Below are 24698 nucleotides of genomic sequence, written 5' to 3'. Positions count from 1 at the left end.
TCGATTACCACCAAAATGAGGCTTTTTACCCAGGTTTCAAGCGCTTTTTTGCCCCCGACGGCAACTTTTTAACAATTGCCGCGAGAGAATGCCCTTGCCCCGTTCAGGGGAGCGGGGTGGCGCTTCCGGCGCTCGCCTCCGGCACGATCGGGATCACGCCGTTCAGGCCGAGCAGCGCGGCGAGCGGGCCGTGCGGCTGAGCGACTTCGCCGATGGTATGCCGGTCGAGTTCGGCGAGGAAGGCGTTGCGCGCCGCTTCGAGCGCACCGCGCAAACGACACTGCGGCGTAATCACGCAGGCGCGCCGCTCACCCTGATCGTCCGGGAAGCAGCCGACCAGCGCGAAGTCGCTTTCCGTTTCGCGCACGATCTCGCCGACCGTCAATGCGTTGGTTCGCTCGGCAAGACGCAGACCGCCGTTGCGACCGCGTACGGTCTCCACCCAGCCCAGTTCGCCGAGTTGCTGGACGACTTTCATCAAGTGGTTCTTGGAGATGCCGTACGCGTCCGAAATATCCTGGATCGTCGACAAGCCCTCGCCGCGCACGGCGAGGTATAGCAGAACGCGTAGTGAGTAATCCGTATAGTCGGTCAGTCTCATATCGCAGGTGTCACAATGAGCGCAAGCCGCGATCCGGAGGATAACCGCGTCGAGGCAAGGGTTGCCGGGGCCGTCGCTTCGCCCTAAGATGCGGACGCTACGCATGTTTCTCATTCTGCGCTGACAGGCGGTGTTTGTCTTTCGACAGCAATGGTAACGTTTTTCCCGCTAAGTCCATTGATACGAAAAGCCGGGTATTTGCCGCCCAGTTCTTTTCGTCTGGCTGAAATCCGAGGTCATGGGCGGCAGTTTATGGCGCCATGTGGCGATGCGGTTTGAATCGCCACGTTTTCTGGAATTCGTATGATCCCCCCATTTCCCGCCGCGCCGGTCGTCGAACGCGCCGCCGAGCCCACCGAGGCCAACATTCGCGATCTCGTGTACGGTTTTTACGACCGCGTGCGTGCGGATGCGCTGCTCGGCCCGGTTTTCGAAGCAACGCTTGCGGGGCGTTGGGACGATCATCTGCCCAAGATGTGTGTCTTCTGGGGCAGCCTCGTGCTCGGTGCGAAGCAGTATCGCGGCAACGTGCAGCAGGCGCACCAGCCGCTGGAAGGCGTGGAGCCCGAGCACTTCAGCCGCTGGCTGTATCTGTTTCTGGATACGGTGGAATCGCGCTATCAGCCCGCTGCGGCGGTCCGCTTCATGGAGCCGGCGCTGCGCATCGCGCAGAGTCTGCAATTGAGCCGGTTCGGCTGGGATTACAAGATTCCGGCAGAGCAGCAGGCACTACTCGAGCGGATCGCGCCGAAACGGCGTCCGCGTGACGATGCCGATGAGCACCATGCCGTTCGGCCGGCCGGCGAGCCGTTTCCGACACGGATCATCGGCAAGCCGCAGGACGAGTGAAGTCATGCGGGCGGCGCCGACCGTCCGACGCTCGCCTATTCTCCAGTTCGATTGCCGGAGTCGATGCCCCAACGGGCCAGCGCGGCGTCGTCGGTGACGCGGGCGTCGACCCAGCGCTCCCCGGCTTCGGTCTTCTCCTTCTTCCAGAACGGCGCTTCGCTCTTCAGATAGTCCATCACGAATTCGCACGACGCAAAGGCCTCCCCGCGATGCGCCGCCGTGGTCGCGACCAGCACGATCTGGTCGAGCGGAAACAGCTTGCCGACGCGGTGCACGATCAGCACCTCGATGCCCGGCCAACGTTCGCGCGCACTCACGACAATCGCCTCCAGCGACTTCTCTGTCATGCCGGGATAATGTTCGAGTTCCATCGCTTCGACCGCGCTGCCCTCGTTCAGGTCGCGCACGGTGCCGACGAAGCACGCCACCGCGCCGATCTTCGGATTGCGTGCGCGCAACGCGGCGACCTCGGCGGTGAGGTCGAAATCTTCTGTCTGGACGCGAACGGGCATGAAGGGCTCCTTGCGGTTATGCGGTGTTGCGGTGTTGCGCTGCAGTGCGGCGTGGCTCGACTCGCCGCCCGGCGCGTCCATCAGCCGCCGGTGACGGGCGGAAAGAACGCGACTTCGCAGCCTTCGGTGATACGGGTGCCGGGGTCGGTCATGACATGGTTGCAGGCCATGCGCAACGCGCGGCCTTCGGCCAACGTGTCGGCCCAGATGCCGCCACGCACACGCAGCCAGGCGCGTACATCGCCGACGGTGGCGATGCCGTCGGGGAGATCGACGGTTTCGTCGGCGGTCTCGAGCGCTTCGCGCACGCTCGCAAAATAGCGGAGTTGGATCTTCATCGGGATGCGGCCGGTGTTCGCCGGCCTCAGTTCAGCAATTCGGAGAAGGGAATAAAGCGCACGGTTTCGCCCGCGCTGATTGCATGATTGGGCGGATTGTCGATCAGGCCGTCGCCCCACACGGTAGAAGTCAGCACCGCCGAGCTCTGGTTCGGGAACAGGTCGAGCCCGCCCGCCGGATTGATCCGCGCGCGCAGGAATTCGTTGCGACGATCGGCTTTCTTCTGCGTGAAGTCCGCGCGCAACGACAACGCGCGCGGCGCGACCGACTGCACGCCGGCCAGACGCAGGATAAACGGACGCACGAACAGCAGGAAGGTGGCGAAGCCGGAAACCGGGTTGCCGGGTAAGCCGATGAAGAAGGTTTCGGGTGAGGTTGGGGTCGACGCCGAAGCCGAAGCCGATTCCGCCCCACGCCGCACTGCGCCGAATGCCAGCGGCTTGCCCGGCTTCATCGCGATCTGCCACATCGCGAGCCGCCCTTCGGCTTCCACGGCGGGCTTGACGTGATCTTCCTCGCCGACCGAGACGCCACCGCACGTCAGAATCAGATCGTGCGCCGCAGCCGCCTCGCGCAAGGTGGCACGCGTCGCGTCGAGCTTGTCGACGACATTGCCGTAGTCGGTCACTTCGCAGCCCAGCTTCTCCAGCAAACCGCGCAGCGTAAAGCGATTCGAGTTGTAGATCGCGCCGGGTTTGAGCGGCTCGCCCGGCATGGTCAGTTCGTCGCCGGTAAAGAAGACGGCGACCTTGACGCGCCGCCGCACTTCGAGCTGCGCGCAGCCCACCGAGGCGGCCAGTCCCAAAGCCTGCGGCGTGAGCCGCGTGCCCTCCGGCAAGATCACCGAACCGCTGCGGATGTCCGCGCCCTGGGCGGTGATCCATTCGCCGGCCTCGGGGCTGTGCAGCATCGTGACGGCGTCACCGTTGACCTCGGTCTGCTCCTGCATCACGACGGCATCCGCGCCGGGCGGCACCGTCGCGCCCGTGAAGATGCGCGCGGCCGTCCCCGCTTTCAGCGGCTCGGGAGCGTGACCGGCGGGAATGCGCTGCGAGACCGGCAGCCGGGTCGTGCCCTCGCCCGTCAGGTCCGCGACGCGCACTGCGTAGCCGTCCATTGAACTGGTGTTCATGGGCGGCACGTCGAGCGGCGAGGTGACGTCGGCCGAGAGCACCCGGTTCAGCGCCTCGAGTGTGGCAATCGATTCTGTGCCGGCAATCGGCATCGCGGCGCTCAGCAGGGTCGCGAGGGCTTCGGCGGTGGCGAGCATCGGCGCGCGGGGCGTGGGTGTGGACATCGGGTGTCGAAGCCGCAGGTTAAAAGAATATTGTAGCGGCCGATGGCGTCGGCCTGGGCGGCCGTGCGTTATGGAGGGATTTTTTGGGTTTTCAACTGACGGCGGCGAGCGAGGGTGCTGCATGAGCCGCCGGCTCACGCAGCACCGCACGCTTTACTCGCCGGTATTCGCGACCACGAAGTCCTTCACGCGCTGCGCGTCGTTCGGCAGCACTTCGAAACGCTGCGGCAACGACTCGAGCCCGGAGAACGCAGCCGGCCGCTCCGGTTCACGCAACAGCGCTTCACGAATCGTTTCGCCGAACTTGATCGGTTGCGCCGTCTCCAGAACGATCATCGGGATACCCGCTTGCAGATGTTCCCGGGCCACCTTCAGGCCGTCGGCGGTGTGCGTGTCGATCATCGTGTCGTAGCGCTCGAACACGTCGCGGATCGTCTCCACGCGCGTTTCATGATTGCTGCTGCCCGAGACGAAACCGAATTCCTGCACGCGCGCAAAATCGCCGCTCGCCGCGAGGTCGAAACCGCCCTTCTCCTCGACGTCGCGGAACAGTTGCAGCACGCGCGCCGGATCGCGGCCGAGCAGATCGAACACGAAACGCTCGAAGTTCGACGCCTTCGAAATGTCCATGCTCGGGCTGCTCGTGTGATACGTCTCAGCCGCCTTGCGCACGCGATAAATGCCGGTGCGGAAGAACTCGTCGAGCACGTCGTTTTCGTTCGTGGCGACCACCAGCTTCTCGATCGGCAAACCCATCATGCGGGCGATGTGACCCGCGCACACATTGCCGAAGTTGCCCGACGGCACCGTGAACGAAACACGCTCGTCGTTCGATTTCGTCGCGGCGAAATAGCCCTTGAAGTAGTACACGACCTGGGCAACGACCCGCGCCCAGTTGATCGAATTGACCGTACCGATCTTGTACTTCGCCTTGAACGCGTGATCGTTCGACACCGCTTTGACGATGTCCTGCGCGTCGTCGAACACGCCTTCAATTGCGAGGTTGAAGATGTTCGGGTCCTGCAGGCTGTACATCTGCGCGGTCTGGAACGCGCTCATCTTCTTGTGCGGCGAGAGCATGAATACGCGAATGCCCTGCTTGCCGCGCATCGCATATTCCGCGGCGCTGCCGGTGTCGCCCGAGGTCGCGCCGAGAATGTTCAGTGTTTCGCCGTGTTTGGCGAGCGTGTACTCGAACAGGTTGCCGATCAACTGCATCGCCATGTCCTTGAACGCGAGCGTCGGGCCATTCGACAATTCCAGCAGCGACAACGGCGCACCGTTCTCGACGCCGAGCGTCTTCAGCGGCGTGATCTGCGCGGCGCTTTCGTCGTCGCGCACATTGCAGTAAGTCGCCGCCGTGTAGGTCTTGCGCGTCAACGCGCGCAGGTCTTCGGTGGGAATGTCGTCGCTGAACTTCGAGAGGATTTCGAAGGCGAGGTCTGCGTACGGCAGCGTGCGCCAGCGCGTCAGTTCGTCGGCGCTGACGCGCGGGTATTCAGCGGGCAGGTACAGGCCGCCGTCTTTCGCGAGACCACCCAGCAGGATGTCGGAAAAGGTATGGCGTTCGCCGGCTCCGGCGCCGCGCGTGGAGAGGTAGTTCATAGTTCGGCCTAGTTCAGCGCTTCCATGCGCAGCTTCGTGACTTGCGAGACAACGGTCTTCAACGCTTCGATCGTTTTGATCGCGGCATTGACGTGCTTTTCAACCGTCTCGTGCGTGATCAGGATGATGTCGGTTTCGCCCTTGCCGTTCGCGTCGACCTGCTCCGATTCCTTCTGCAGCAGCGCGTCGATCGAGATGCCGGTGTCGGCCAGAATGCGCGTGATGTCGGCCAGCACGCCGGTCACGTCCGCCACCCGCAGACGCAGGTAGTAGCCGCTCGTCACTTCGTCGATCGGCAGGATCGGGGTGCTCGACAGGCTGTCCGGCTGGAACGCCAGATGCGGCACGCGATGCTCCGGGTCCGCCGTATGCAGACGCGTCACGTCGACCAGATCGGCGACCACGGCGGACGCCGTCGGCTCCGCGCCCGCGCCCTTGCCGTAATACAGCGTGGTGCCCACGGCGTCGCCATGCACGACCACCGCGTTCATCGCGCCTTCCACGTTCGCCAGCAGGCGTTTTTCCGGGATCAGCGTGGGGTGCACGCGCAATTCGATGCCCTTATCCGTACGGCGCGCGATGCCGAGCAGCTTGATGCGATAGCCGAGTTCCTCGGCGTACTTGATGTCGATCGCGGCGAGCTTGCTGATGCCTTCGACGTAAGCCTTGTCGAACTGCACCGGCACGCCGAACGCGATCGCGCTCATGATCGTCGCCTTGTGCGCGGCGTCCACGCCTTCGATGTCGAAGGTCGGATCGGCTTCGGCATAACCCAGTTCCTGAGCCGCCTTCAGCGCGGTCGCGAAATCGAGCCCGCGGTCGCGCATCTCCGAAAGAATGTAGTTCGTGGTGCCGTTGATGATGCCCGCGATGTACTGGATGCGATTGGCCGTCAGCCCTTCGCGCAGCGCCTTGATGATCGGAATGCCGCCCGCCACCGCCGCTTCGAACGACACCATCACGCCGTTGGCGCGCGCCGCTTCGAAAATCTCCGTGCCGTGCACTGCAAGCAACGCCTTGTTGGCCGTGACCACGTGCTTGCGGTTCTTGATGGCGCGCAGCACCAGATCGCGCGCCACGCCCGTGCCGCCGATCATTTCCGCGACGATATCGATCGACGGATCGTCGACCACGGCGTTGAAGTCATCGGTGAGCGCCACGGTGCCGGCTTCGCTGCCGAGCGCCGCGGTTGCCTTGGCGGGATTGCGCACGGCAATGCGCGCGATCTCGATGCCGCGGCCGGCGCGACGTTTGATTTCTTCCTGATTGCGGCGCAGTACCGTGAAGGTGCCGCTGCCTACCGTGCCGAAGCCCAGCAGTCCAACTTTGATCGGTTCCATGCAGCGTGTGTTTTCGATTAGAGGTTTAGAAAGAATCGGGTGACGCAGGGGGCGTTTGCGGCGCGACTCGGGCCGCGCCAAACCCCCATTGTGCGCTAGGCCGTGTGACGCTTGCGGTAACCGTCGAGGAAGCGCGCGATCCGGTTGATCGAATCCGCGAGGTCGTCGACGTTCGGCAGGAACACGACGCGGAAGTGATCCGGCGTTTTCCAGTTGAAGCCGGTGCCCTGCACGAGCAGCACGCGCTCTTCCAGCAGGAGGTCGAGGATGAACTGCTGATCGTCCTGGATCGGGTACACCTTCGGATCGAGGCGCGGGAACATGTATAGCGCCGCCTCGGGCTTCACGCAGCTTACGCCCGGAATCGACGTGAGCATGTCGTACGCGAGTTCGCGCTGCTTGTAGAGGCGCCCGCTCGGCACGATCAGGTCGTTGATGCTCTGATAGCCGCCGAGCGCGGTCTGGATCGCATACTGGCCGGGCACGTTCGGACACAGGCGCATCGACGCGAGGATGCCGAGGCCTTCGAAGTAATCCCTGGCGTGGCGGCGGTTCTCGCCCGTCAGGCCCGAGATGAACATCCAGCCCGCGCGATAGCCGCACGAACGATAGCTCTTCGAGAGACTGTTGAAAGTGACCGTGAGCACGTCTTCGGACAACGCGGCCATCGACGTGTGTTTCTTGCCGTCGTAGACGATCTTGTCGTAGACCTCGTCGGCGAAAATCACGAGGCCGTGCTGGCGGGCGATCTCGATCAGGCCGAGCAGCAGTTCGTCTGAATACAGCGCGCCGGTCGGGTTGTTCGGGTTGATCACGACGAGCGCGCGCGTGTTCGGCGTGATTTTCGCGCGGATGTCGTCGAGGTCGGGCATCCAGCGATTCGATTCGTCGCAGATGTAATGCACCGGCGTGCCGCCCGACAGGCTTACGCCGGCGGTCCACAGCGGGTAGTCCGGCGCGGGCAGCAGCACTTCGTCGCCGTCGTTGAGCAAGCCCTGCAGCGCCATCACGATCAACTCGGACGCGCCGTTGCCGATGTAGATGTCGTCCAGTTCCACGCCATGCACGCCCTTTTGCTGCGTGTAATGCATGATCGCCTTGCGCGCGGCGAACACGCCCTTCGAATCGGAATAGCCCGACGAGTTGGGCAGATTCAGGATCATGTCCTGAATGATTTCGTCCGGCGCGTCGAAACCGAACGGCGCCAGGTTGCCGATATTGAGCTTGATGATGCGATGGCCTTCTTCTTCAAGCCGCTTCGCATGTTCGAGGACGGGCCCGCGAATGTCGTAGCAGACATTCAACAACTTGTTGGATTTGAGAATCGGTTTCACGGCGGGCACTTCATCCTGTTGATGGCTTGGGCAAACGAGCGCGGGCAAAAGACGCCAGGCCGGCTAGTTCGCCGATACGGAGATTCGGTCGCGGCGCGGCCGGCAAGGGCCGTCAGGCGCGGATCGGGGTCGCTTTCCCGAACGTCTTGAGCCTGCGGGTGGCGGGTTGCGCCGGGGCAATGGCAAAACAGACGAAAAGCTGACGAAAGCGGGCAAAACCAGGGCAGGTAGCCGGTGGGCCGCACCCATGTTCTCGGTGCGGCTTGTGGCGGCACATGAGCGAGGGGCGCCGCGAGGCGGCTAAAAAGCTATAATTTAGCGGATTTTGGCCGACTTCCGCAATGCACCACCCGCATCGGCAAGCCGTTTCGGCCTCTTCGTGTCCCACTCGCGTCAACCATTCGCGTCGAACCGCCTGATCCGGCTGTAGCCGGTCGAGCCGCCAATACGCATGGTGTCGCACGACGACTTCGGAAAACGAATTTGAAATTACATCAGGAATCCAGCGGCGCCCTCAATACCGTCACCGGCTACGGTGCCGACTATGTCGAAATCAATCTCGTCCGCCACACGGGCAGCCTGCTCGTGCTGCCGCAGGCGCCGGTCATCCCGTGGCCCGTCTCGTCGTTCGAGCAACTGAGCCCCGAACTCTTCGCGATGCTGGTCGACTACGCGCCGGAGGTGGTCATCTTCGGCAGCGGCGAGCGCATCCGCTTTCCCCACCCGCGCCTGATCGCGGCATTGACCGCGAAGCGCATCGGCGTCGAGACGATGGACTTCAAGGCCGCCTGCCGCACTTACAACATTCTGATGGCCGAGGGCCGCAAGGTCGCGGCCGCGCTGCTGATCGAAGCCTGACGGCCCGTCGGCGGGTGCGTCCGGCGTGCCCGACGAATCGGGCGCCCTGGCCGCGCCACGGCCGATCACGTACACTGCGCGCCATCGGCGGCGCACCGCCCTGCGTGGTCACGCGCGAGGCAGCGCCCTTCGGGCGCGCCGGCGCCGGGCATGGCACCAGCAAGCACCTGGTACCGGTTAGTACGCGATCGCCGCCTCCAAATAACACCGCTGCGCCGCACCCGCGGCGTCGCCAGAAAGGTTGAAATTCATGAACGAGACGCCCTCGAGGCTACCGCTCAACCGCACCACGATCCTGCTGCTGGTGCTCGCCCTTGCCGTGATCTGGTTCGTGCCGCTGGGCTGGCGCCATCTGCTGCCGAGCGACGAAGGCCGTTACGCCGAGATGGCGCGCGAGATGTTCCTCACGGGCGACTGGATCACGCCACGCTACAACGGCTACAAGTATTTCGAGAAGCCGCCGCTGCAAACCTGGGCGAACGCGCTCACGTTCGCGTGGTTCGGCATCGGCGAATGGCAGGCGCGGCTTTATACCGCGCTGACGGGCTTTGCCGGCGTGCTGCTGGTCGGCTTCACCGGCGCGCGCGTGTTCAACGCGGCGACCGGCGTGTTCGCGGCGATCGTCCTCGCGACCTCGCCGTACTGGAACCTGATGGGCCACTTCAACACGCTCGACATGGGCCTGTCGTTCTGGATGGAGCTGACGCTGTGCGCGCTGTTGCTCGCGCAGCGCCCCAACCTGCCGACCGCCTCCGTGCGCGGCTGGATGTGGGTCTGCTGGGGTTCGATGGCGCTGGCCGTGCTCTCAAAGGGGCTCGTCGGCGTGATTCTGCCGGGCGCGGTGCTGGTGCTCTATACGCTGATCGCACGCGATTGGGCGCTCTGGAAGCGTCTGCACCTGATCGGCGGCCTGATCGTCTTCTTCGTGATCGTCACGCCGTGGTTCGTGCTGGTGCAGCAACGCAATCCGGAATTCCTGAACTTCTTCTTCATCGTTCAGCAGTTCGAGCGCTATCTGACGCCCGAGCAGAATCGCCCGGGCGCCTTCTACTACTTCGTGCCGGTGCTGCTGATCGGCTTTCTGCCGTGGCTCTCGGTTACCGTGCAAAGCGTGCGTCACGCCTGGCGTCTGCCGCGTCAGCCGAACGGCTTCGCACCGGTGACGATCATGCTGGTGTGGACGGTCTTCATCTTCCTGTTCTTCAGCGCGTCGCATTCGAAGCTGCTGTCGTACACGTTGCCGATCGCACCGACCATCGCCCTGCTGATCGGCATGTATTTGCCGCTGGTCACGCGTGACCAGTTGCGCCGCCATCTTGCCGGCTACGCGCTCTTTCTCGTGGTAGGCGCCTTTGGGGCGCTATTCCTGTCGCGTCTCGGCGACAGCCGCAATCCGAACGAACTCTACGTGGCATTCCGCGGCTGGGTGCTGGCGGCGCTCGGCACGGCCTTCGTGCTGACGCTCGCGGCGCTGTGGCTGAACCGCCGCAGCCGTGGCCGCAACGGCAGTCTTGCCGCCGTCGCCACCTTCGGCGCGGCGTGGCTGCTGCTCGGCACGATCGGCGGCACCGGGCACGACGTGTTCGGCCGCCTGAGCTCGGGCGCACCGCTCGCGCCCGCCATCAAGGCCGAGATCGCGAAACTGCCGGCCGATACGCCGTTCTACTCGGTCGGCGTGCTCGACCACACGCTGCCGTTCTACATCGATCACACGATGATCATGGTCGCGCACCCCGACGAACTGGCCTTTGGCGTGTCGGTCGAGCCGCAGAAATGGGTGCCGACCTTCGACGCCTGGGTGGAACGCTGGAAGTCCGAGCGCTACGCGCTCGCCCTGCTGCCGCCGCCGACCTACGACCGCCTGCTCAAGGAAGGCCTGCCGATGCAGCTGATCGCCCGCGATTCGCGCCGGGTGGTGGTGGCCAAGCCCGTCGCCGCGGCGAATGCGCCGGCGCCCATGGAAAAACCGCAATAACCCCCCATATCAGGATCTACCGTTCGATGAACCCGATTTCGCTCTTTTGTATTCTTGCCGGCGTCTCGCTGAACGCCGGTGCGCAGTTGCTGCTCAAAGCCGGAACGAATGCCGTTGGACACTTCGAATTCACCCGTGCGAACATCCTGCCCATCGCCTTTCGCCTGGCAACGCAGCCGCCCATCATCGGCGGCCTGGCCTGTTATGTGATCAGTGTGGCCGTGTGGGTGGTAGGACTGTCGCGGGTCGACGTGTCGATCGCCTATCCGATGCTGTCGCTCGGCTATATCGTCAACGCGTTCGCCGCGTGGTATCTGTTCGGCGAGATCATGTCGGTACAGAAGATGGTCGGCATCGGCATTATCTTGGTCGGCGTGGTCGTGCTGGCGCGAAGCTAGGCTTGCCGGGCCGGTCAACGGCCTGTGCCCGCCGTCGGCAAAAGATGCCGTAAGCCGTCGGTCGGTACGATTAAGAAAACCGTAAGCTTGAGCAGGGTATGCTGTATGGTTGCGCCCTTTTTGTCGCGGCCTTGGGTTTGCGCGTAGTTTGTGGTTTACTTCCGCGCCCTACGGGCTGCGCCCCTATCAATCGAGCGAAGCATTCAATGAGCCAGTCAACACTTCCGTTTTTGCCGTTTGTGAAACCCGAGATCGACGAAGAAACGATTCAGGGCGTCGTCGACGTGCTGCGCTCCGGCTGGATCACCACCGGCCCGCAGAATCAGAAATTCGAAGCGGCGCTGTCCGGGTTCTGCGGCGGCCGTCCGGTGCGCACCTTCAATTCCGGCACGGCAACGCTCGAGATCGGACTGCGCATCGCCGGCGTGGGTGAAGGCGACGAAGTCATCACCACGCCCGCCTCGTGGGTGTCGACCAGCAACGTGATTTATGAAGTCGGCGCGACGCCGGTGTTCGTCGACATCGACCCGGCCACCCGCAATATCGACCTCGACCTGCTCGAAAAAGCCATCACGCCGCGTACCAGGGCGCTGCTGCCGGTCTACCTGTCGGGGCTGCCGGTCAACATGGACCGTCTGTATGAAATCGCCCGCGCGCACAAGCTGCGCGTGATCGAAGACGCCGCGCAGGCGTTCGGCTCGACGTGGAACGGCGAGCGCATCGGCAAGCTGGGCGACATCGTCTCGTTCAGCTTCCACGCGAACAAGAATCTGACTTCGATCGAAGGCGGCGCGCTGGTCCTGAACAACGAGGACGAAGCGACGCTGGCCCAGAAATACCGCCTGCAAGGCATCACGCGCACGGGTTTCGATGGCATGGACTGCGACGTGCTGGGCGGCAAGTACAACCTGACGGACGTCGCCGCGCGCGTCGGCCTCGGCCAGTTGCCGCATCTGGAGCGCTTCCTCGCACAGCGCAAGAAGCTGGTACGCGCGTATTTCGCGGGTCTGGAAGGCGGCGCGGCGGCGGAACTGGGCGTCGGCCTGCCGTTTGCTGACTTCGAAAACAGCAACTGGCACATGTTCCAGATCACGCTGCCGCTCGAGAAACTCTCGATCGACCGCGCCGGTTTCATGGGTCAACTCAAGGAACGCGGCATCGGTTCGGGCGTTCACTATCCGGCGATCCATCTGTTCACGCTGTATCGCGCGCGCGGCTTCAAGGAAGGCATGTTCCCGCACGCGGAGCGCTTTGGCGCCACCAATGTCACGCTGCCGCTGTTCACGCTCATGAACGAAGCCGATGTGGCGCGCGTCTGCCACGCGGTCAATGAAATTTGCGAACAATACGGAAAATAAGCGGAAATGATTTATTCGGAACATCGCGCCGTCGCACCGGAAGTGTCGATCATCATCCCGGTGTACAACGAGGAAGCCGGGCTGGCTGCGCTGTTCGCGCGCCTTTATCCGGCGCTCGACGCGCTCGGCGCCGGTTATGAAGTGATCTTCATCAACGACGGCAGCCGCGACAAGTCTCCCGCGTTGCTCGCCGACCAGTTCCGCGCACGTCCCGACACGACGCGCGTGATTCTGCTGAACGGCAACTACGGTCAGCACATGGCGATTCTCGCGGGCTTCGAGCAATCGCGCGGCGAGATCGTCATCACGCTCGACGCCGACCTGCAGAATCCGCCGGAAGAAATCGGCAAGCTGGTCGCGAAGATGCGCGAAGGCTACGACTACGTCGGCACGATTCGTCTGCAACGTCAGGACAGCCTGTTCCGCCGCAAGGCGTCGCGCGCGATGAACCGGCTGCGCGAGCGCATCACCCGCATCAAGATGACCGACCAGGGCTGCATGCTGCGTGCGTACAGCCGGCACATCATCGACACGATCAACCGTTGCGGCGAAATCAACACTTTCATTCCGGCGCTCGCGTACACCTTCGCACAGAACCCGGTTGAAATCGAAGTCGCCCACGAAGAGCGTTTTGCGGGCGAATCGAAGTACTCGCTGTATTCGCTGATCCGTTTGAATTTCGACCTCGTGACCGGCTTCTCGGTCGTGCCGCTGCAATGGTTGTCGTTTATCGGCGTGATCCTGTCGCTCGGTTCGGCGGCGCTGTTCGTGCTGCTGCTGATTCGACGCTTCATCATCGGTGCGGAAGTGCAAGGTGTGTTCACGCTGTTCGCCGTGATCTTCTTCCTGCTCGGCGTGATCATCTTCGCGCTCGGGCTGCTCGGTGAGTACATCGGCCGGATTTATCAGCAGGTGCGCGCGCGGCCGCGTTATCTGGTTCAGACGATTCTCGAACAACGCGACGGCACGACCGTGACCGAAGCGCCGCGTCAGGCCGTCGTGCAGGCCGTGCAAGCCGCGCCGCTGATCGATCAGGGCCCGAATCCATGAAGCCGCGCGCCGTCGTATTCGCCTATCACAACGTCGGCGTGCGCTGCCTGCAGGTGCTGCTCGCGCGCGGTGTGGATGTGGCGCTGGTCGTCACGCATGAAGACAACCCGAGCGAGAACATCTGGTTCGGCAGCGTTGCTTCGGTCGCCGCCGAACACGGCATTCCGGTCGTCACGCCGGCCGATCCGAAGAGCGCCGAGTTGCGCGCTGCGGTGAGCGCCGCGCGGCCGGACTTCATCTTCTCGTTCTACTACCGCCACATGTTGCCGGTCGACCTGCTGGCGCTCGCCGCACGGGGCGCTTACAACATGCACGGCTCGCTGCTGCCGAAATACCGCGGCCGCGTGCCGACCAACTGGGCGGTGATTTTCGGCGAGACCGAGACCGGCGCGACGCTGCACGAAATGGCGGCCAAGCCCGACGCGGGAGCGATCATCGCGCAAACGCCGGTGCCGATCCTGCCCGACGACACCGCCGCGCAAGTGTTCGACAAGGTCACCGTGGCCGCCGAGCAAACGCTGTGGCGTGTGCTGCCGGCTTTGCTGGCGGGCGAAGCGCCAAATCTGCCGAACGATCTGTCGCACGGTAGCTACTACGGCGGGCGCAAGCCGGAAGATGGCCGGATCGATTGGACGCAGCCGGCGCAGCAGGTCTACAACCTGATTCGCGCGGTTGCGCCGCCCTATCCCGGCGCTTTCACCGATCTCGACGGCCGGCGTTTCGTGATTGCGCGAGCACGTCTGGCCACGCCCGGTGCGCTTCGTTCGGATTTGCCGCCGGGCCTGCACGTAAGCGATAATGCCGTTTTCGCGATATGCGGCGACGGCCGCGCGATCGCCATCCACGAATTGCGGCATCAGCACGACGGCGGTGAAGCTGTCGTCACTCCGGCCGAATTCGCCCAGCTCATCCAAATTCCCCGTCATTCATGAAAAAAGTCCTGATTCTGGGTGTGAACGGCTTCATCGGCCACCACCTGTCCAAACGCATTCTCGAAACGACCGACTGGGAAGTCTTCGGGATGGACATGCAGACCGAACGTCTGGGCGATCTCATCAATCATGAGCGGATGCACTTCTTCGAAGGCGACATCACGATCAACAAGGAATGGGTGGAGTATCACGTCAAGAAGTGCGACGTGATCCTGCCGCTGGTCGCGATCGCCACGCCCGCCACGTATGTGAAGCAGCCGCTGCGCGTGTTCGAACTCGACTTCGAGGCGAATCTGCCGATCGTGCGTTCGGCCGTGAAGTACGGCAAGCACCTCGTGTTTCCGTCCACCTCCGAGGTGTACGGCATGTGCACGGACGAGCAGTTCGATCCGGAAGAATCGCAACTGTCGTACGGCCCGATCAACAAGCCGCGCTGGATCTACGCATGCTCGAAGCAGTTGATGGACCGCGTGATCTGGGGCTACGGCATGGAAGGCCTGAACTTCACGCTGTTCCGTCCGTTCAACTGGATCGGCCCGGGCCTCGACTCGATCTACACGCCGAAGGAAGGCAGCTCGCGCGTGGTCACGCAGTTCCTGGGTCACATCGTGCGCGGCGAGAACATCAGCCTCGTGGACGGCGGCGCGCAGAAGCGCGCGTTCACGGATATCGACGACGGCATCGGCGCGCTGATGAAGATCATCGACAACAAGGACGGCATCGCCACGGGCAAGATCTACAACATCGGCAATCCGACCAACAACTTCTCGGTGCGTGAGCTCGCGCACAAGATGCTGGCGCTCGCCGCCGAATTCCCGGAATACGCCGAAACGGCCAAGCAGGTGCAACTGGTCGAGACCTCGTCGGGCGCTTACTACGGCGCAGGCTATCAGGACGTGCAGAACCGCGTGCCGAAGATCGACAACACGATGCAGGAACTCGACTGGGCGCCGAAGTCGACTTTCGACGAAGCGCTGCGCAAGATTTTCGAAGCGTATCGCGGCCACGTCGGCGAAGCACGCGCGCTCGTCGAACAGCAGTAAGGGCTGATCCTTGGCCCGTATCGTCCTGAAGATCGACGTCGACACGCTGCGCGGCACCCGCGAAGGCGTGCCGAATCTCGCCCGCATTTTCGACCGCTTCAAGGCTCGCGCCACGTTTCTGTTCAGCCTCGGGCCCGACCACACCGGTTGGGCGATGCGTCGCGTGTTACGCCCGGGCTTTCTGAAGAAGGTGTCGCGTACTTCGGTGGTGGAACATTACGGCATCAGGCAGTTGATGTACGGCGTGCTGCTGCCCGGTCCGGACATCGGCGCGAAGACCTCGGCGGAAATGCGTGCGATCCATGAGGCCGGCTTCGAATGCGGCATTCATACGTGGGATCACGTGTACTGGCAGGACAACGTGCGCGTGAAAGACCGTGCATGGACCGCGGCGCAAATGCAGAAAAGCCACGACCGTTTCGTCGACGTGTTCGGAGCGCCGCCCGTCACGCACGGCGCGGCCGGCTGGCAGATGAACGGCTACGCGTTCGAGCAGATCGACGCGTGGGGCATGCAGTACGCCTCCGACGGCCGGGGCCATTCGCCGTATCTGCCGGTGGTCGACGGCAAGACGCTCGCGCACGTGCAGATGCCGACCACGTTGCCCACGCTCGACGAAGTGCTCGGCGTCGACGGCGTCGATCTGGACAACGTCGCCGCGTGGATGCTGAAGCACACCGAAAATAATCCGCACGATCAGGTCTTCACGCTGCACGCGGAACTCGAAGGCCAGAAGCTCGCGCCGATTTTCGAACAGCTGCTTGAAGGCTGGCGCGCGCAAGGCCACACCTTCGCGACGATGGGGGATTACCACGCCACGCTAGACCGCAGCACGCTGCCATCGTACCCTGTTACGTGGGGCGAAATTCCAGGCCGCTCCGGCGAGTTGATTGTCCAGCCCTGACTGGCCAGGCGACCGTCGGCCCTGACGACCCAGCCGCCGCGCGAGTGTCCGCCGCGCGCCGGCCGACCTCCCCCAGCCTCGACGCCAGGCCGACGCCGCCGCAATGCTCCGGCGCCGGCCATAACAACCGGAGAACCTCGTGCCCATCGCAGTCGACCAACCCATCCCCGATTTCACCGCCCCCGCTACCGGTGGCGAGATCACGCTGTCCAAGCTGCGGGGCAAGAAGGTGGTGCTGTATTTCTACCCGAAGGACAACACGCCGGGCTGCACGACCGAAGGTCTGCAATTCCGCGATCTGTATCCTAAGTTCACCAAGGCCGGCGCGGAAATCCTCGGCGTGTCGCGCGACAGCCTGCGCTCGCATGACAACTTCAAGGCGAAACTCGAACTGCCGTTCCCGCTGATCTCGGATCCGGAAGAAAATCTGTGCGCGCTCTTCAACGTCATCAAAATGAAGAAAATGTATGGCAAGGAAGTACGGGGAATCGAGCGTTCCACCTTCCTCATCGACGCCGAAGGTGTGCTTCGTCAGGAGTGGCGTGGCGTAAAAGTACCGGGCCACGTCGACGATATTCTGGAAGCTGTACAAGCGCTGTGAGGCGCGTTATATTGGTTTTCAATGAGTGCCTGTCCACCCGAACTTTTCGCCACTGCGCCTGACTTGACGGCCGTTTCCCGTTTCACGGGTTCCGTCGGAGTCGTGAGGTGCAACGCGAGTGCTGAAAGCGAGCCGCTTGCCCCGTACGTCGGGGCGGCGGCTTTTTTAATTGCGCGCAGCCGTCCGTTCACCCGGCCACGCGCTTCCGTTAAGGAGCCGATCGAAGACAAGGCGAAACGGCATCTCTAGACCGAATGCGCGCCTCCGGGCGCAAACTGCGTGCGCACTCACTGGCACCTGCAGAATGCGACAGGCGGCGCACGAAATGCGACCCGATAAATTCGAGGGAAACCATGCCTTTGCCTACTCCCCCCAGCAAGCTCGGCAATCTTCTGCCGCCTGACGAATACAAGGCCAAAGCCGCCACTCCGGCGCGCTCCGCCGCGAAGAAACAGGCTGGCGTCGGGGAAGCCGCAGAGTCGGCCGACTTCGGCCGCGCCAATGTCGCTACGCCCATGACGCACGCCGCGAATGCCGCGACCACCTTGCGCCCCGTGCCGGCGTCGTCGGCTGCTGCTACTGCTTCCGCGTCCGGCGAGCAAGCCGCGCCGGCGCCCCGTCGCAAGTTGAAGCAGACGGCTGCCTTGTTGCAACCCGTTCCTGCCGCCCGCCCGCAAGCCGAACCGGCCGCGCCCGCGCAGCCGGTAGTCGCGCGCGCGCCGAGCGCGAAGCAGGCCGAAGCCGCGACGCCCGCGGCCGTCGCGCCCACTTCGCGCGGCACCAGCAAGAAACGCAGTTCGAGCACCGATCCGGTTGAAGTCCAGAAGCTCTTCGTGCTCGACACGAACGTGCTGATGCACGATCCAAGCTGCCTGTTCCGTTTCGAGGAACACGACGTCTATCTGCCGATGATGACGTTGGAAGAACTCGACAACCACAAGAAAGGCATGTCGGAAGTCGCGCGTAACGCGCGTCAGGTGAGCCGCACGCTGGACGCGCTGGTTGCCAACGCCGGCAATATCTCCGACGGCATTTCGCTCGCCCGTCTGGGTAGCCGCGAGGCGTCCGGACGTCTGTTCTTCCAGACCACGCTGGCTACCATCGAACCGGTGGAAGGTCTGCCCGAAGGCAAGGCCGACAACCAGATCCTCGGCGTGGTGCGTGCGTTGCAACGCGACCGGCCGGATCGCCAGGTCGTGCTGGTGTCGAAAGACATCAACATGCGCATCAAGGCGCATGCGCTCGGTCTGCCCGCCGAAGACTACTTCAACGACCAGGTGCTCGAAGACAGCGATCTGCTGTATTCCGGCATCCGCGCGCTGCCGCAGGATTTCTGGACCAAGCACGCGCAGGGCATGGAGAGCTGGCAGGACACCAAAACCGGCACCACGTATTACCGGGTGACGGGTCCGCTGTGCGCGTCGATGCTGGTCAACGAGTTCGTCTACCTCGAGCCGCAAAACGGTGAACCGGCGTTTCACGCGCTGGTGCGCGAGTTGAACGGCAAGACGGCGCTGCTGCAAACGCTGCGTGACTACGGCCACCACAAGAACAACGTGTGGGGCATCACGGCGCGCAATCGCGAGCAGAACTTCGCGCTGAATCTGTTGATGAATCCGGAGATCGACTTCGTCACGCTGCTCGGTCAGGCCGGTACCGGCAAGACGCTGGTGGCGCTGGCCGCCGGTCTCGCGCAGGTGCTGGACGACAAGCGTTACAACGAGATCATCGTGACGCGCGCCACGGTGCCGGTCGGTGAAGACATCGGCTTCCTGCCGGGTACGGAAGAGGAAAAAATGCAGCCGTGGATGGGTGCATTCGACGACAACCTCGAAGTCCTGCAGAAAACCGACGACGCCGCCGGCGAATGGGGCCGCGCCGCGACGCAGGAACTGATCCGCTCGCGCCTGAAGGTCAAGAGCATGAACTTCATGCGCGGCCGCACGTTCGTCGACAAGTATCTGATCATCGACGAGGCGCAGAACCTGACGCCGAAGCAGATGAAGACGCTGGTCACGCGCGCGGGTCCGGGCACGAAGATCATCTGTCTGGGCAACATCGCGCAGATCGACACGCCGTACCTGACCGAAGGCAGTTCGGGCTTGACCTACGTGGTCGACCGATTCAAGGGTTGGGCGCACAGCGGGCACGTGACGCTGGCGCGCGGCGAGCGTTCGCGTCTGGCGGATTACGCGTCGGAAATTCTTTAAGTTTCAGCTAGTTAGCTTGTAGTCGAAGCCGCGTCCGGAGTCATCCGGAGGCGGCTTTTTTCATGCCGGTTCGTGCTGGTCGGGCCACACTTAGCGCTGGAACTTCAAGTAAATTGTGAAGAATTCTTGCCGCAGCGATGTTCGACGGCTACCATCCCGAAATCGACCGTCATTAAACGAGCGTTTACCGCTCGCCTCGTCTTCATGCGCCGACTCGCCTTTTCGCTGCTGACCGTTCTGCTGCTCGCCGCTTGTGCCGGCGCCCCGCAGAAGACGTCGTCGCGCGGTGCGGGCGGCTCGATCGTCGTGGCGAACGGCGCGTATCACGCGCCGCCGCCGGGCTTTCCGAATTTCGTCGACCACAGTATCGGGCGCGAGGAAATCTCGATTCAGGCGATGTCGCTGGTCGGCATTCCATACCGTTGGGGTGGCAATACGCCGGATAGCGGTTTCGATTGCAGCGGTCTGGTTCGCTATGTCGTCTCGCGTGCGGCGTCGGTGAATCTGCCGCGCACGACGGCCGACATGAGCGGTCGCGGGGAATCGATCGAGCCGGATGAAGTCGCGCCGGGCGATCTGATTTTCTTCAACACGACCGGGCGCGCGCATTCGCACGTCGGCATTTACGTGGGCAAGCTGCGCTTCGTCAATGCACCGTCCACGGGTGGCACGGTGCGGCTCGATTATTTGACCAATCCGTATTGGGCCAAGCGGTTCGACGGAATTCGGCGTGTGGCAGCGCCGGCTGCTATGCCTCAACCGTTCGATACACCCAGCTATCAGGCTGCAGCGCCGCAACCCGAGCGGGTCACGCCGGTCGTACCGGTGGCGCAGACGGCGCCGCGCTCGCCGTTGACCGCCGCGGCAGCCCAGCCCGCGCCGACGATGGCCACGACCGCGACCGCCGCGCCGCCTCAGGCCGATCCGTTTGAACCGCCACCGCCCGGCATGAGCGCGGCGCAAATCCAGGCGCGCGCGGCCGGCGCGGTAGCGCCGACGCCGGTTCCGGCCACTCAAGCCAGTGCGTATGAGGCTACCGGTAGTTCAACGTCACAAGCAGCGGCAGCGCCGACGGCGCCGCGCTCCGCCGCGCCCTCTGCGACAGCCCGCGCGCCCGATCCGATCGATGCCGCCGCCGACGCCTTCGAGCCGCCGCCGCCCGCCGCCGTGGCAGCGCGTCAAGCCCGCCAGGCGCAGCAAACCGACGACAATGGCAGCGTGCAGATCATGCGCGCCTCGACGGCGTCGCGCGGGACGCCCGCGCCCACCCAGACCAACGACGACCCGATCGCCCGCTTCGCCAACGGCAGTTTCTGACGAACCATAGCGCCGCCCCGCCTGACACCCTTTGCGCAAGGCACCGCAAACGCCCTCTCACCGCCCCGCCACCGATCTGCTATCGTCATCGATATTCTTCCGACAGCGGGTGGTGACGATGGACCTCGGACTGAAAGACAAAGTGGTGCTGATCACGGGCGGTAGCAAGGGAATCGGGCTTGCCTGCGCCCGGGCGTTCGCCCAGGAAGGCGCAAAAGTCGCGATCGTCTCGCGCGATCCGGCCAATCTCGCACGCGCCTATGAGCAGTTGAAGCAGGAAGGACTGCACGTGCACCGGACTCGCGCCGACCTGCACGAGCCGCACAGCGCCGCCGATATCGTCGAGGAAGTCAGCACCGCCGTCGGCCCGATCGACGTGCTGATCAACAGCGCCGGCGCGGCGCGTCGCTACGACCCGGAAACGCTCGACGCCGACGCCTTCCGCGCCACCATGGAAGCGAAGTATTTTCCCTACATCTACCCGCAGCAGGAAGTGCTGCGGCGCATGGCCGAGCGGGCAAAAGCCGGCAACGGCGGCACGCCGGGGACGATCGTCAATATCATCGGCATGGGCGGCAAGATCGCGAGCGATATCCATATCGCCGGCGGTGCGGCGAACGCGGCTTTAATGCTGGCCACCGTAGGCCTCGCGCACTACTACGCGCGCTACGGCATCCGCATCAACGCGATCAATCCGGGGGCGACGCTGACCGAGCGCATCGAGGAAGCGGTCAAGCTGGAGGCGACGCAGCAAGGTATCGAGAGTGCGGAAGCGCTGGCACGCGGCCAGGCCAAAGTGCCGCTCGGACGCTACGCTAAACCGGAGGAAATCGCCGACGTCGCCCTGTTTCTGGCAAGCCGCCGCGCGAGCTACGTGACGGGCGCAATCGTCCCGATGGATGGAGGCAGCGCGCCGCTGATCTGATCTGATTTAAGCGACGCGCCTGGCTGTGCGAACAGCGCGGGTTGCCCGCCGCGCTGGCACGTTTGAATGCTTGCAGGCTTACAGGAAACGATGGCCGAGCCACCAGCCCACCGCGGAGAGCGCAGCGGAGGCCGGAATCGTTAGAATCCATGCCCAGACGATGTTGCCGGCCACGCCCCAACGCACTGCGCTCAGCTTCTGCGTAGCGCCGACGCCGACGATCGCGCCGGTGATCGTATGCGTGGTTGACACGGGAATTCCGAGCCACGAGGCGGTGAACAACGTGATCGCCCCGCCCGATTCCGCGCAAAAACCGCCAACCGGCTTGAGCTTGGTGATCTTCTGACCCATCGTGCGGACGATTCGCCAGCCGCCGAACAGTGTGCCGATCCCCATCGACAGATAGCAGCCGCCGATCACCCACAGCGGCGGCGCATCGGCGAACGACGATGCGTAGCCGGTCGCGATCAGCAGCATCCAGATAATGCCGATGGTTTTCTGCGCGTCGTTGCCGCCGTGCCCAAGGCTGTACAAGCCCGCGGACACCAGTTGCAGACGCCGGAAGCGGCGGTCGACCTTGCTCGGCGGCGTACGGAAGTAGATCCACGACACCAGCAGCATGAAAAACGAGCCGAGCACGAAGCCAAGCAGCGGCGAGATGAAGATGAAAGCTACCGTCTTCATCAGGCCATCGAAATTGAGCGAGCCCCAGCCCGACTTGGCAAGCGCCGCGCCCACCAGTCCGCCGATCAGCGCATGCGACGAACTCGACGGAATGCCGTAGTGCCAGGTGATGATGTTCCAGCCAATTGCCCCGACGAGCGCGCCGAAAATCACGTAATGGTCGACGATATTCGGGTCGATCGTGCCCTTGCCGACAGTCGCCGCCACCTTCAGGTGGAACACGAAATACGCGATGACGTTGAACGCCGCTGCAAAGGCGACCGCCTGCTGCGGCTTCAGCACGCCAGTCGAGACGACCGTGGCGATGGAGTTCGCCGCGTCGTGAAAACCGTTCATGAAGTCGAAGATCAGCGCGACGGCGACCAGGCCGGCAACGACCCAGATGGCGAGTTGTATCGATTGCATTATGCGTTTTCCAGCACGATGCCTTCGATGATGTTCGCTACATCTTCACATTTGTCCGTGATCGTCTCGAGCAATTCGTAAATTGCCTTCAGCTTGATCAGGGTCTTGACGTTGTCTTCTTCGCGGAACAGTTTCGACATGGCCGAGCGCAGCACGCGGTCGGCTTCCGACTCCAGCCGGTCAATGTCCTCGCAGGCCTTCAGGATCTGGCTCGCCTGCTTCATGTCCGACAGCAGACTCACGGCGAACTGCACGCGCTCGGAGGTCGCCGTGCAGATGTGCGCCAGCTGGCTCGCCTCGGAGGTCACGGCCTGCACGTCGTACAGCGAAATGGCGGTGGCGACGTCCTCCATCAGGTCGAGGATGTCGTCCATCGTGGTGATCAGCTTGTGGATCTCGTCGCGGTCGAGCGGCGTGATGAAGGTCTTGTGCAGCAGGTCGATGGTTTCGTGCGTAAGCTTGTCAGCGGCCTTCTCGGCTTTTTGCACGTTCTGCTTGTGGGTCTCTGCGTCTTGCAGATTGTCGATCAGCAGTTCGAGTTCGTGGCTTGCAGAGACGATGCACGCTGCGTGTGCATTGAAGATTTCAAAGAACTTGCCCTCGGTGGGCATGAATCGACCGAACATTGGAATCCCGAAAATTGGTCACATTATGGCTGACATAAAACCGCCACATTGTACCGGTGCAGGACCCAGGCCGCACTTTGGAAATCAGCATTACAACAGAGGCACGACGTGCCTCTTTCCTTTTCCGCCTAGTCGCTATAGAAATTCTGCGCGCCGGCAAAATTATCGAACTTCGTGAATTGACCATGGAACGTGAGCCGAACAGGCCCGATCGGACCATTACGCTGTTTACCGATGATGATCTCGGCCGTGCCTTTGTCCGGGCTGTCCGGGTTGTAGACTTCGTCGCGGTAAATGAACAGGATCACGTCGGCATCCTGCTCGATAGCGCCGGATTCGCGCAAGTCCGACATGATCGGTCGCTTGTTCGGACGTTGCTCGAGACCGCGGTTGAGCTGGGACAAAGCAATCACGGGCACGTCGAGCTCTTTGGCGAGACTTTTCAGCGAACGCGAGATTTCCGAGATTTCGGTCGCACGGTTTTCGCCGGCCGACGACGACCCGCTCATCAGCTGCAAGTAATCGATGATGATCAAACCCAGCTTGCCGCATTGACGCGACAGCCGGCGCGCTCGCGAGCGCAATTCCATTGGGTTCAGACCGCCGGTTTCGTCGATGAAAATCTGCGCTTCGCTCATTTTCTGTACGGCGTGCGTGAGCTTCGGCCAGTCTTCGTCGGTCAGGCGGCCGGTTCGCATGCGGTGCTGGTCCAGCCGGCCGACCGAGCCGAGCATACGCATGGTGAGCTGTGAGCCCGGCATTTCCATCGAGAACACCGCGACCGGCAGGCCATACTCGACCGCCACGTATTCGCCGACGTTCATCGAAAACGCCGTTTTACCCATCGACGGACGGCCCGCGACGATGATCAACTCGCCGCCGTGCATGCCCGAGGTCATGCGATCCAGATCGACAAAGCCGGTCGGCGTACCCGTCACATCGCTCGGATTGGCGGTGTGATACAGCGTGTCGATGCGCTCGACCACCTGCGTGAGCAGCGGCCCGATCTCGAGGAAGCCTTGCGTGCCGCGCGCGCCGTCTTCGGCGATCGAGAAAACCTTCGACTCGGCCTCGTCCAGCAACTGGCGAACTTCTTTACCCTGCGGATTGAAGGCGTCGGCGGAGATCTCATCGGCCACGGAAACCAGCCGGCGCAACACCGCACGATCGCGCACGATTTCCGCGTAGCGGCGAATATTGGCTGCGCTCGGCGTGTTCTGCGCCAACGCGTTCAGATAGGCGAGACCGCCGACCTCTTCCGCCTTGCCCGCGGTGCCGAGCGCCTCGTACACCGTGATCACGTCGGCCGGGCGCGTCGCCGCGATCAGCTTGCCGATGTGCTCGAAGATGAGGCGGTGGTCGTAGCGGTAGAAATCGCTCTGCGACAGGAAGTCGGCGATGCGGTCCCATGCAGCATTGTCGAGCAGCAAGCCGCCCAGCACCGATTGCTCGGCCTCGATCGAATGCGGCGGGACTTTCAGCGACTCGAGTTGGGGATCTTTGGACGGTGCGTTCATGGAGAGGAATTATCGGGT

At 63.4% G+C, this 24698-nt stretch carries 23 protein-coding genes; 13 read left to right on the top strand and 10 right to left on the bottom strand.

All coding sequences use genetic code 11. From position 1 onward, the window contains the following. Positions 1 to 103 precede the first annotated feature (103 nt). Entirely contained in the window at positions 104 to 601 is a 498-nt protein-coding gene (locus FQ705_RS17805) for an Rrf2 family transcriptional regulator (protein WP_144143355.1), read from the bottom strand. Positions 602 to 904: 303 nt separating this feature from the next. On the opposite strand from FQ705_RS17805, the gene FQ705_RS17800 reads away from it, so the two are divergent. Next, entirely contained in the window at positions 905 to 1450 is a 546-nt protein-coding gene (locus FQ705_RS17800; protein ID WP_144143354.1) for a group III truncated hemoglobin, read from the top strand. A gap of 35 nt (positions 1451 to 1485) precedes the next feature. Here the strand turns inward: FQ705_RS17800 and FQ705_RS17795 are convergent, their stop codons facing one another. The 6 genes from FQ705_RS17795 to FQ705_RS17770 all read right to left on the bottom strand — a co-directional run bounded on the left by FQ705_RS17795 (position 1486) and on the right by FQ705_RS17770 (position 7886). After that, positions 1486 to 1962: a molybdenum cofactor biosynthesis protein MoaE gene (locus FQ705_RS17795; RefSeq protein WP_144143353.1), complete on the bottom strand. Its 477-nt coding sequence runs from the start codon at positions 1960 to 1962 to the stop codon at positions 1486 to 1488. 80 nt (positions 1963 to 2042) lie between these two features. Beyond that, a complete protein-coding gene (gene moaD / locus FQ705_RS17790; RefSeq protein WP_144143351.1) occupies positions 2043 to 2300 on the bottom strand; it encodes a molybdopterin converting factor subunit 1 in 258 nt (85 codons plus the stop codon). Positions 2301 to 2326: 26 nt separating this feature from the next. Continuing rightward, the gene (gene glp, locus FQ705_RS17785) at positions 2327 to 3571 is read right to left on the bottom strand and encodes a gephyrin-like molybdotransferase Glp (RefSeq protein WP_144143566.1); all 1245 of its coding nucleotides are present in this window, start codon (positions 3569 to 3571) and stop codon (positions 2327 to 2329) included. Between the two features lie 180 nt (positions 3572 to 3751). Then, complete coding sequence (gene thrC / locus FQ705_RS17780) at positions 3752 to 5203, bottom strand: threonine synthase (RefSeq protein WP_144143350.1); 1452 nt, start codon at positions 5201 to 5203, stop codon at positions 3752 to 3754. 8 nt (positions 5204 to 5211) lie between these two features. Beyond that, positions 5212 to 6543, bottom strand: a complete 1332-nt coding sequence (locus FQ705_RS17775; RefSeq protein WP_144143348.1) for a homoserine dehydrogenase — start codon at positions 6541 to 6543, stop codon at positions 5212 to 5214. A gap of 95 nt (positions 6544 to 6638) precedes the next feature. After that, the gene (locus FQ705_RS17770; RefSeq protein ID WP_144143346.1) at positions 6639 to 7886 is read right to left on the bottom strand and encodes a pyridoxal phosphate-dependent aminotransferase; all 1248 of its coding nucleotides are present in this window, start codon (positions 7884 to 7886) and stop codon (positions 6639 to 6641) included. Positions 7887 to 8360: 474 nt separating this feature from the next. Between FQ705_RS17770 and FQ705_RS17765 the strand changes: the two genes are divergently transcribed. The 12 genes from FQ705_RS17765 (at position 8361) to FQ705_RS17705 (ending at position 21448) form a co-directional block, all read left to right on the top strand. After that, a complete protein-coding gene (locus tag FQ705_RS17765; RefSeq protein ID WP_144143343.1) occupies positions 8361 to 8735 on the top strand; it encodes an Mth938-like domain-containing protein in 375 nt (124 codons plus the stop codon). Positions 8736 to 8985: 250 nt separating this feature from the next. Then, positions 8986 to 10710: an ArnT family glycosyltransferase gene (locus tag FQ705_RS17760; RefSeq protein ID WP_144143341.1), complete on the top strand. Its 1725-nt coding sequence runs from the start codon at positions 8986 to 8988 to the stop codon at positions 10708 to 10710. Between the two features lie 26 nt (positions 10711 to 10736). Next, positions 10737 to 11108, top strand: coding sequence for an SMR family transporter (locus tag FQ705_RS17755; protein WP_144143339.1), 372 nt, complete (start codon positions 10737 to 10739; stop codon positions 11106 to 11108). A gap of 206 nt (positions 11109 to 11314) precedes the next feature. Further along, complete coding sequence (locus FQ705_RS17750) at positions 11315 to 12466, top strand: DegT/DnrJ/EryC1/StrS family aminotransferase (protein WP_144143337.1); 1152 nt, start codon at positions 11315 to 11317, stop codon at positions 12464 to 12466. 6 nt (positions 12467 to 12472) lie between these two features. Next, positions 12473 to 13516 carry a glycosyltransferase gene (locus FQ705_RS17745; RefSeq protein ID WP_144143335.1) on the top strand — a complete coding sequence of 348 codons (1044 nt, stop codon included), beginning with the start codon at positions 12473 to 12475 and terminating at the stop codon, positions 13514 to 13516. Continuing rightward, positions 13513 to 14448, top strand: coding sequence for a formyltransferase (locus tag FQ705_RS17740; protein ID WP_144143333.1), 936 nt, complete (start codon positions 13513 to 13515; stop codon positions 14446 to 14448). Before FQ705_RS17745 ends, FQ705_RS17740 begins: the two co-directional genes overlap by 4 nt. Further along, positions 14445 to 15491 (top strand): bifunctional UDP-4-keto-pentose/UDP-xylose synthase, encoded by a 1047-nt coding sequence (locus tag FQ705_RS17735; protein ID WP_144143332.1) that lies wholly within the window; start codon positions 14445 to 14447, stop codon positions 15489 to 15491. The genes FQ705_RS17740 and FQ705_RS17735 overlap by 4 nt, the downstream gene beginning before the upstream one ends. Before the next feature lie 10 nt (positions 15492 to 15501). Next, positions 15502 to 16395 carry a polysaccharide deacetylase family protein gene (locus FQ705_RS17730; RefSeq protein WP_144143330.1) on the top strand — a complete coding sequence of 298 codons (894 nt, stop codon included), beginning with the start codon at positions 15502 to 15504 and terminating at the stop codon, positions 16393 to 16395. 139 nt (positions 16396 to 16534) lie between these two features. Further along, on the top strand, positions 16535 to 16996 hold the full coding sequence (locus FQ705_RS17725) for a peroxiredoxin (RefSeq protein ID WP_144143328.1): 462 nt from the start codon (positions 16535 to 16537) through the stop codon (positions 16994 to 16996). Positions 16997 to 17349: 353 nt separating this feature from the next. Continuing rightward, complete coding sequence (locus FQ705_RS17715) at positions 17350 to 19206, top strand: PhoH family protein (RefSeq protein ID WP_144143326.1); 1857 nt, start codon at positions 17350 to 17352, stop codon at positions 19204 to 19206. Between the two features lie 204 nt (positions 19207 to 19410). Then, positions 19411 to 20523 carry a C40 family peptidase gene (locus FQ705_RS17710; protein ID WP_144143324.1) on the top strand — a complete coding sequence of 371 codons (1113 nt, stop codon included), beginning with the start codon at positions 19411 to 19413 and terminating at the stop codon, positions 20521 to 20523. 118 nt (positions 20524 to 20641) lie between these two features. Beyond that, on the top strand, positions 20642 to 21448 hold the full coding sequence (locus FQ705_RS17705; RefSeq protein ID WP_144143322.1) for an SDR family NAD(P)-dependent oxidoreductase: 807 nt from the start codon (positions 20642 to 20644) through the stop codon (positions 21446 to 21448). Between the two features lie 78 nt (positions 21449 to 21526). On the opposite strand, the gene FQ705_RS17700 is transcribed toward FQ705_RS17705, so the two are convergent. The 3 genes from FQ705_RS17700 to FQ705_RS17690 all read right to left on the bottom strand — a co-directional run bounded on the left by FQ705_RS17700 (position 21527) and on the right by FQ705_RS17690 (position 24680). Continuing rightward, positions 21527 to 22537 carry an inorganic phosphate transporter gene (locus FQ705_RS17700; RefSeq protein WP_144143319.1) on the bottom strand — a complete coding sequence of 337 codons (1011 nt, stop codon included), beginning with the start codon at positions 22535 to 22537 and terminating at the stop codon, positions 21527 to 21529. Beyond that, the gene (locus FQ705_RS17695; protein ID WP_144143318.1) at positions 22537 to 23163 is read right to left on the bottom strand and encodes a DUF47 domain-containing protein; all 627 of its coding nucleotides are present in this window, start codon (positions 23161 to 23163) and stop codon (positions 22537 to 22539) included. The genes FQ705_RS17700 and FQ705_RS17695 overlap by 1 nt, the downstream gene beginning before the upstream one ends. A gap of 128 nt (positions 23164 to 23291) precedes the next feature. Next, positions 23292 to 24680, bottom strand: coding sequence for a replicative DNA helicase (locus tag FQ705_RS17690; RefSeq protein WP_144143316.1), 1389 nt, complete (start codon positions 24678 to 24680; stop codon positions 23292 to 23294). Between the last annotated feature and the right edge of the window lie 18 nt (positions 24681 to 24698).

Origin of the sequence: Paraburkholderia sp. BCC1884 (assembly GCF_900996225.1) — a bacterium.
GTDB lineage: Bacteria > Pseudomonadota > Gammaproteobacteria > Burkholderiales > Burkholderiaceae > Paraburkholderia.
Note: the sequence above shows the minus strand (reverse complement) of the source record. Positions and strands in the feature narration are given on the sequence as shown.

Excerpts from the sequence above, each read along its gene's own strand:
- FQ705_RS17695 (WP_144143318.1), bottom strand. The coding sequence starts at position 23,163 with ATGTTCGGTCGATTCATGCCCACCGAGGGCAAGTTCTTTGAAATCTTC.
- FQ705_RS17700 (WP_144143319.1), bottom strand. The coding sequence starts at position 22,537 with ATGCAATCGATACAACTCGCCATCTGGGTCGTTGCCGGCCTGGTCGCC.
- FQ705_RS17755 (WP_144143339.1), top strand. The coding sequence starts at position 10,737 with ATGAACCCGATTTCGCTCTTTTGTATTCTTGCCGGCGTCTCGCTGAAC.
- FQ705_RS17795 (WP_144143353.1), bottom strand. The coding sequence starts at position 1,962 with ATGCCCGTTCGCGTCCAGACAGAAGATTTCGACCTCACCGCCGAGGTC.
- FQ705_RS17710 (WP_144143324.1), top strand. The coding sequence starts at position 19,411 with ATGCGCCGACTCGCCTTTTCGCTGCTGACCGTTCTGCTGCTCGCCGCT.
- glp (WP_144143566.1), bottom strand. The coding sequence starts at position 3,571 with ATGCTCGCCACCGCCGAAGCCCTCGCGACCCTGCTGAGCGCCGCGATG.
- FQ705_RS17715 (WP_144143326.1), top strand. The coding sequence starts at position 17,350 with ATGCCTTTGCCTACTCCCCCCAGCAAGCTCGGCAATCTTCTGCCGCCT.
- FQ705_RS17705 (WP_144143322.1), top strand. The coding sequence starts at position 20,642 with ATGGACCTCGGACTGAAAGACAAAGTGGTGCTGATCACGGGCGGTAGC.
- FQ705_RS17740 (WP_144143333.1), top strand. The coding sequence starts at position 13,513 with ATGAAGCCGCGCGCCGTCGTATTCGCCTATCACAACGTCGGCGTGCGC.
- FQ705_RS17690 (WP_144143316.1), bottom strand. The coding sequence starts at position 24,680 with ATGAACGCACCGTCCAAAGATCCCCAACTCGAGTCGCTGAAAGTCCCG.
- FQ705_RS17735 (WP_144143332.1), top strand. The coding sequence starts at position 14,445 with ATGAAAAAAGTCCTGATTCTGGGTGTGAACGGCTTCATCGGCCACCAC.
- FQ705_RS17760 (WP_144143341.1), top strand. The coding sequence starts at position 8,986 with ATGAACGAGACGCCCTCGAGGCTACCGCTCAACCGCACCACGATCCTG.
- moaD (WP_144143351.1), bottom strand. The coding sequence starts at position 2,300 with ATGAAGATCCAACTCCGCTATTTTGCGAGCGTGCGCGAAGCGCTCGAG.
- FQ705_RS17775 (WP_144143348.1), bottom strand. The coding sequence starts at position 6,543 with ATGGAACCGATCAAAGTTGGACTGCTGGGCTTCGGCACGGTAGGCAGC.
- FQ705_RS17805 (WP_144143355.1), bottom strand. The coding sequence starts at position 601 with ATGAGACTGACCGACTATACGGATTACTCACTACGCGTTCTGCTATAC.
- thrC (WP_144143350.1), bottom strand. The coding sequence starts at position 5,203 with ATGAACTACCTCTCCACGCGCGGCGCCGGAGCCGGCGAACGCCATACC.
- FQ705_RS17800 (WP_144143354.1), top strand. The coding sequence starts at position 905 with ATGATCCCCCCATTTCCCGCCGCGCCGGTCGTCGAACGCGCCGCCGAG.
- FQ705_RS17750 (WP_144143337.1), top strand. The coding sequence starts at position 11,315 with ATGAGCCAGTCAACACTTCCGTTTTTGCCGTTTGTGAAACCCGAGATC.
- FQ705_RS17745 (WP_144143335.1), top strand. The coding sequence starts at position 12,473 with ATGATTTATTCGGAACATCGCGCCGTCGCACCGGAAGTGTCGATCATC.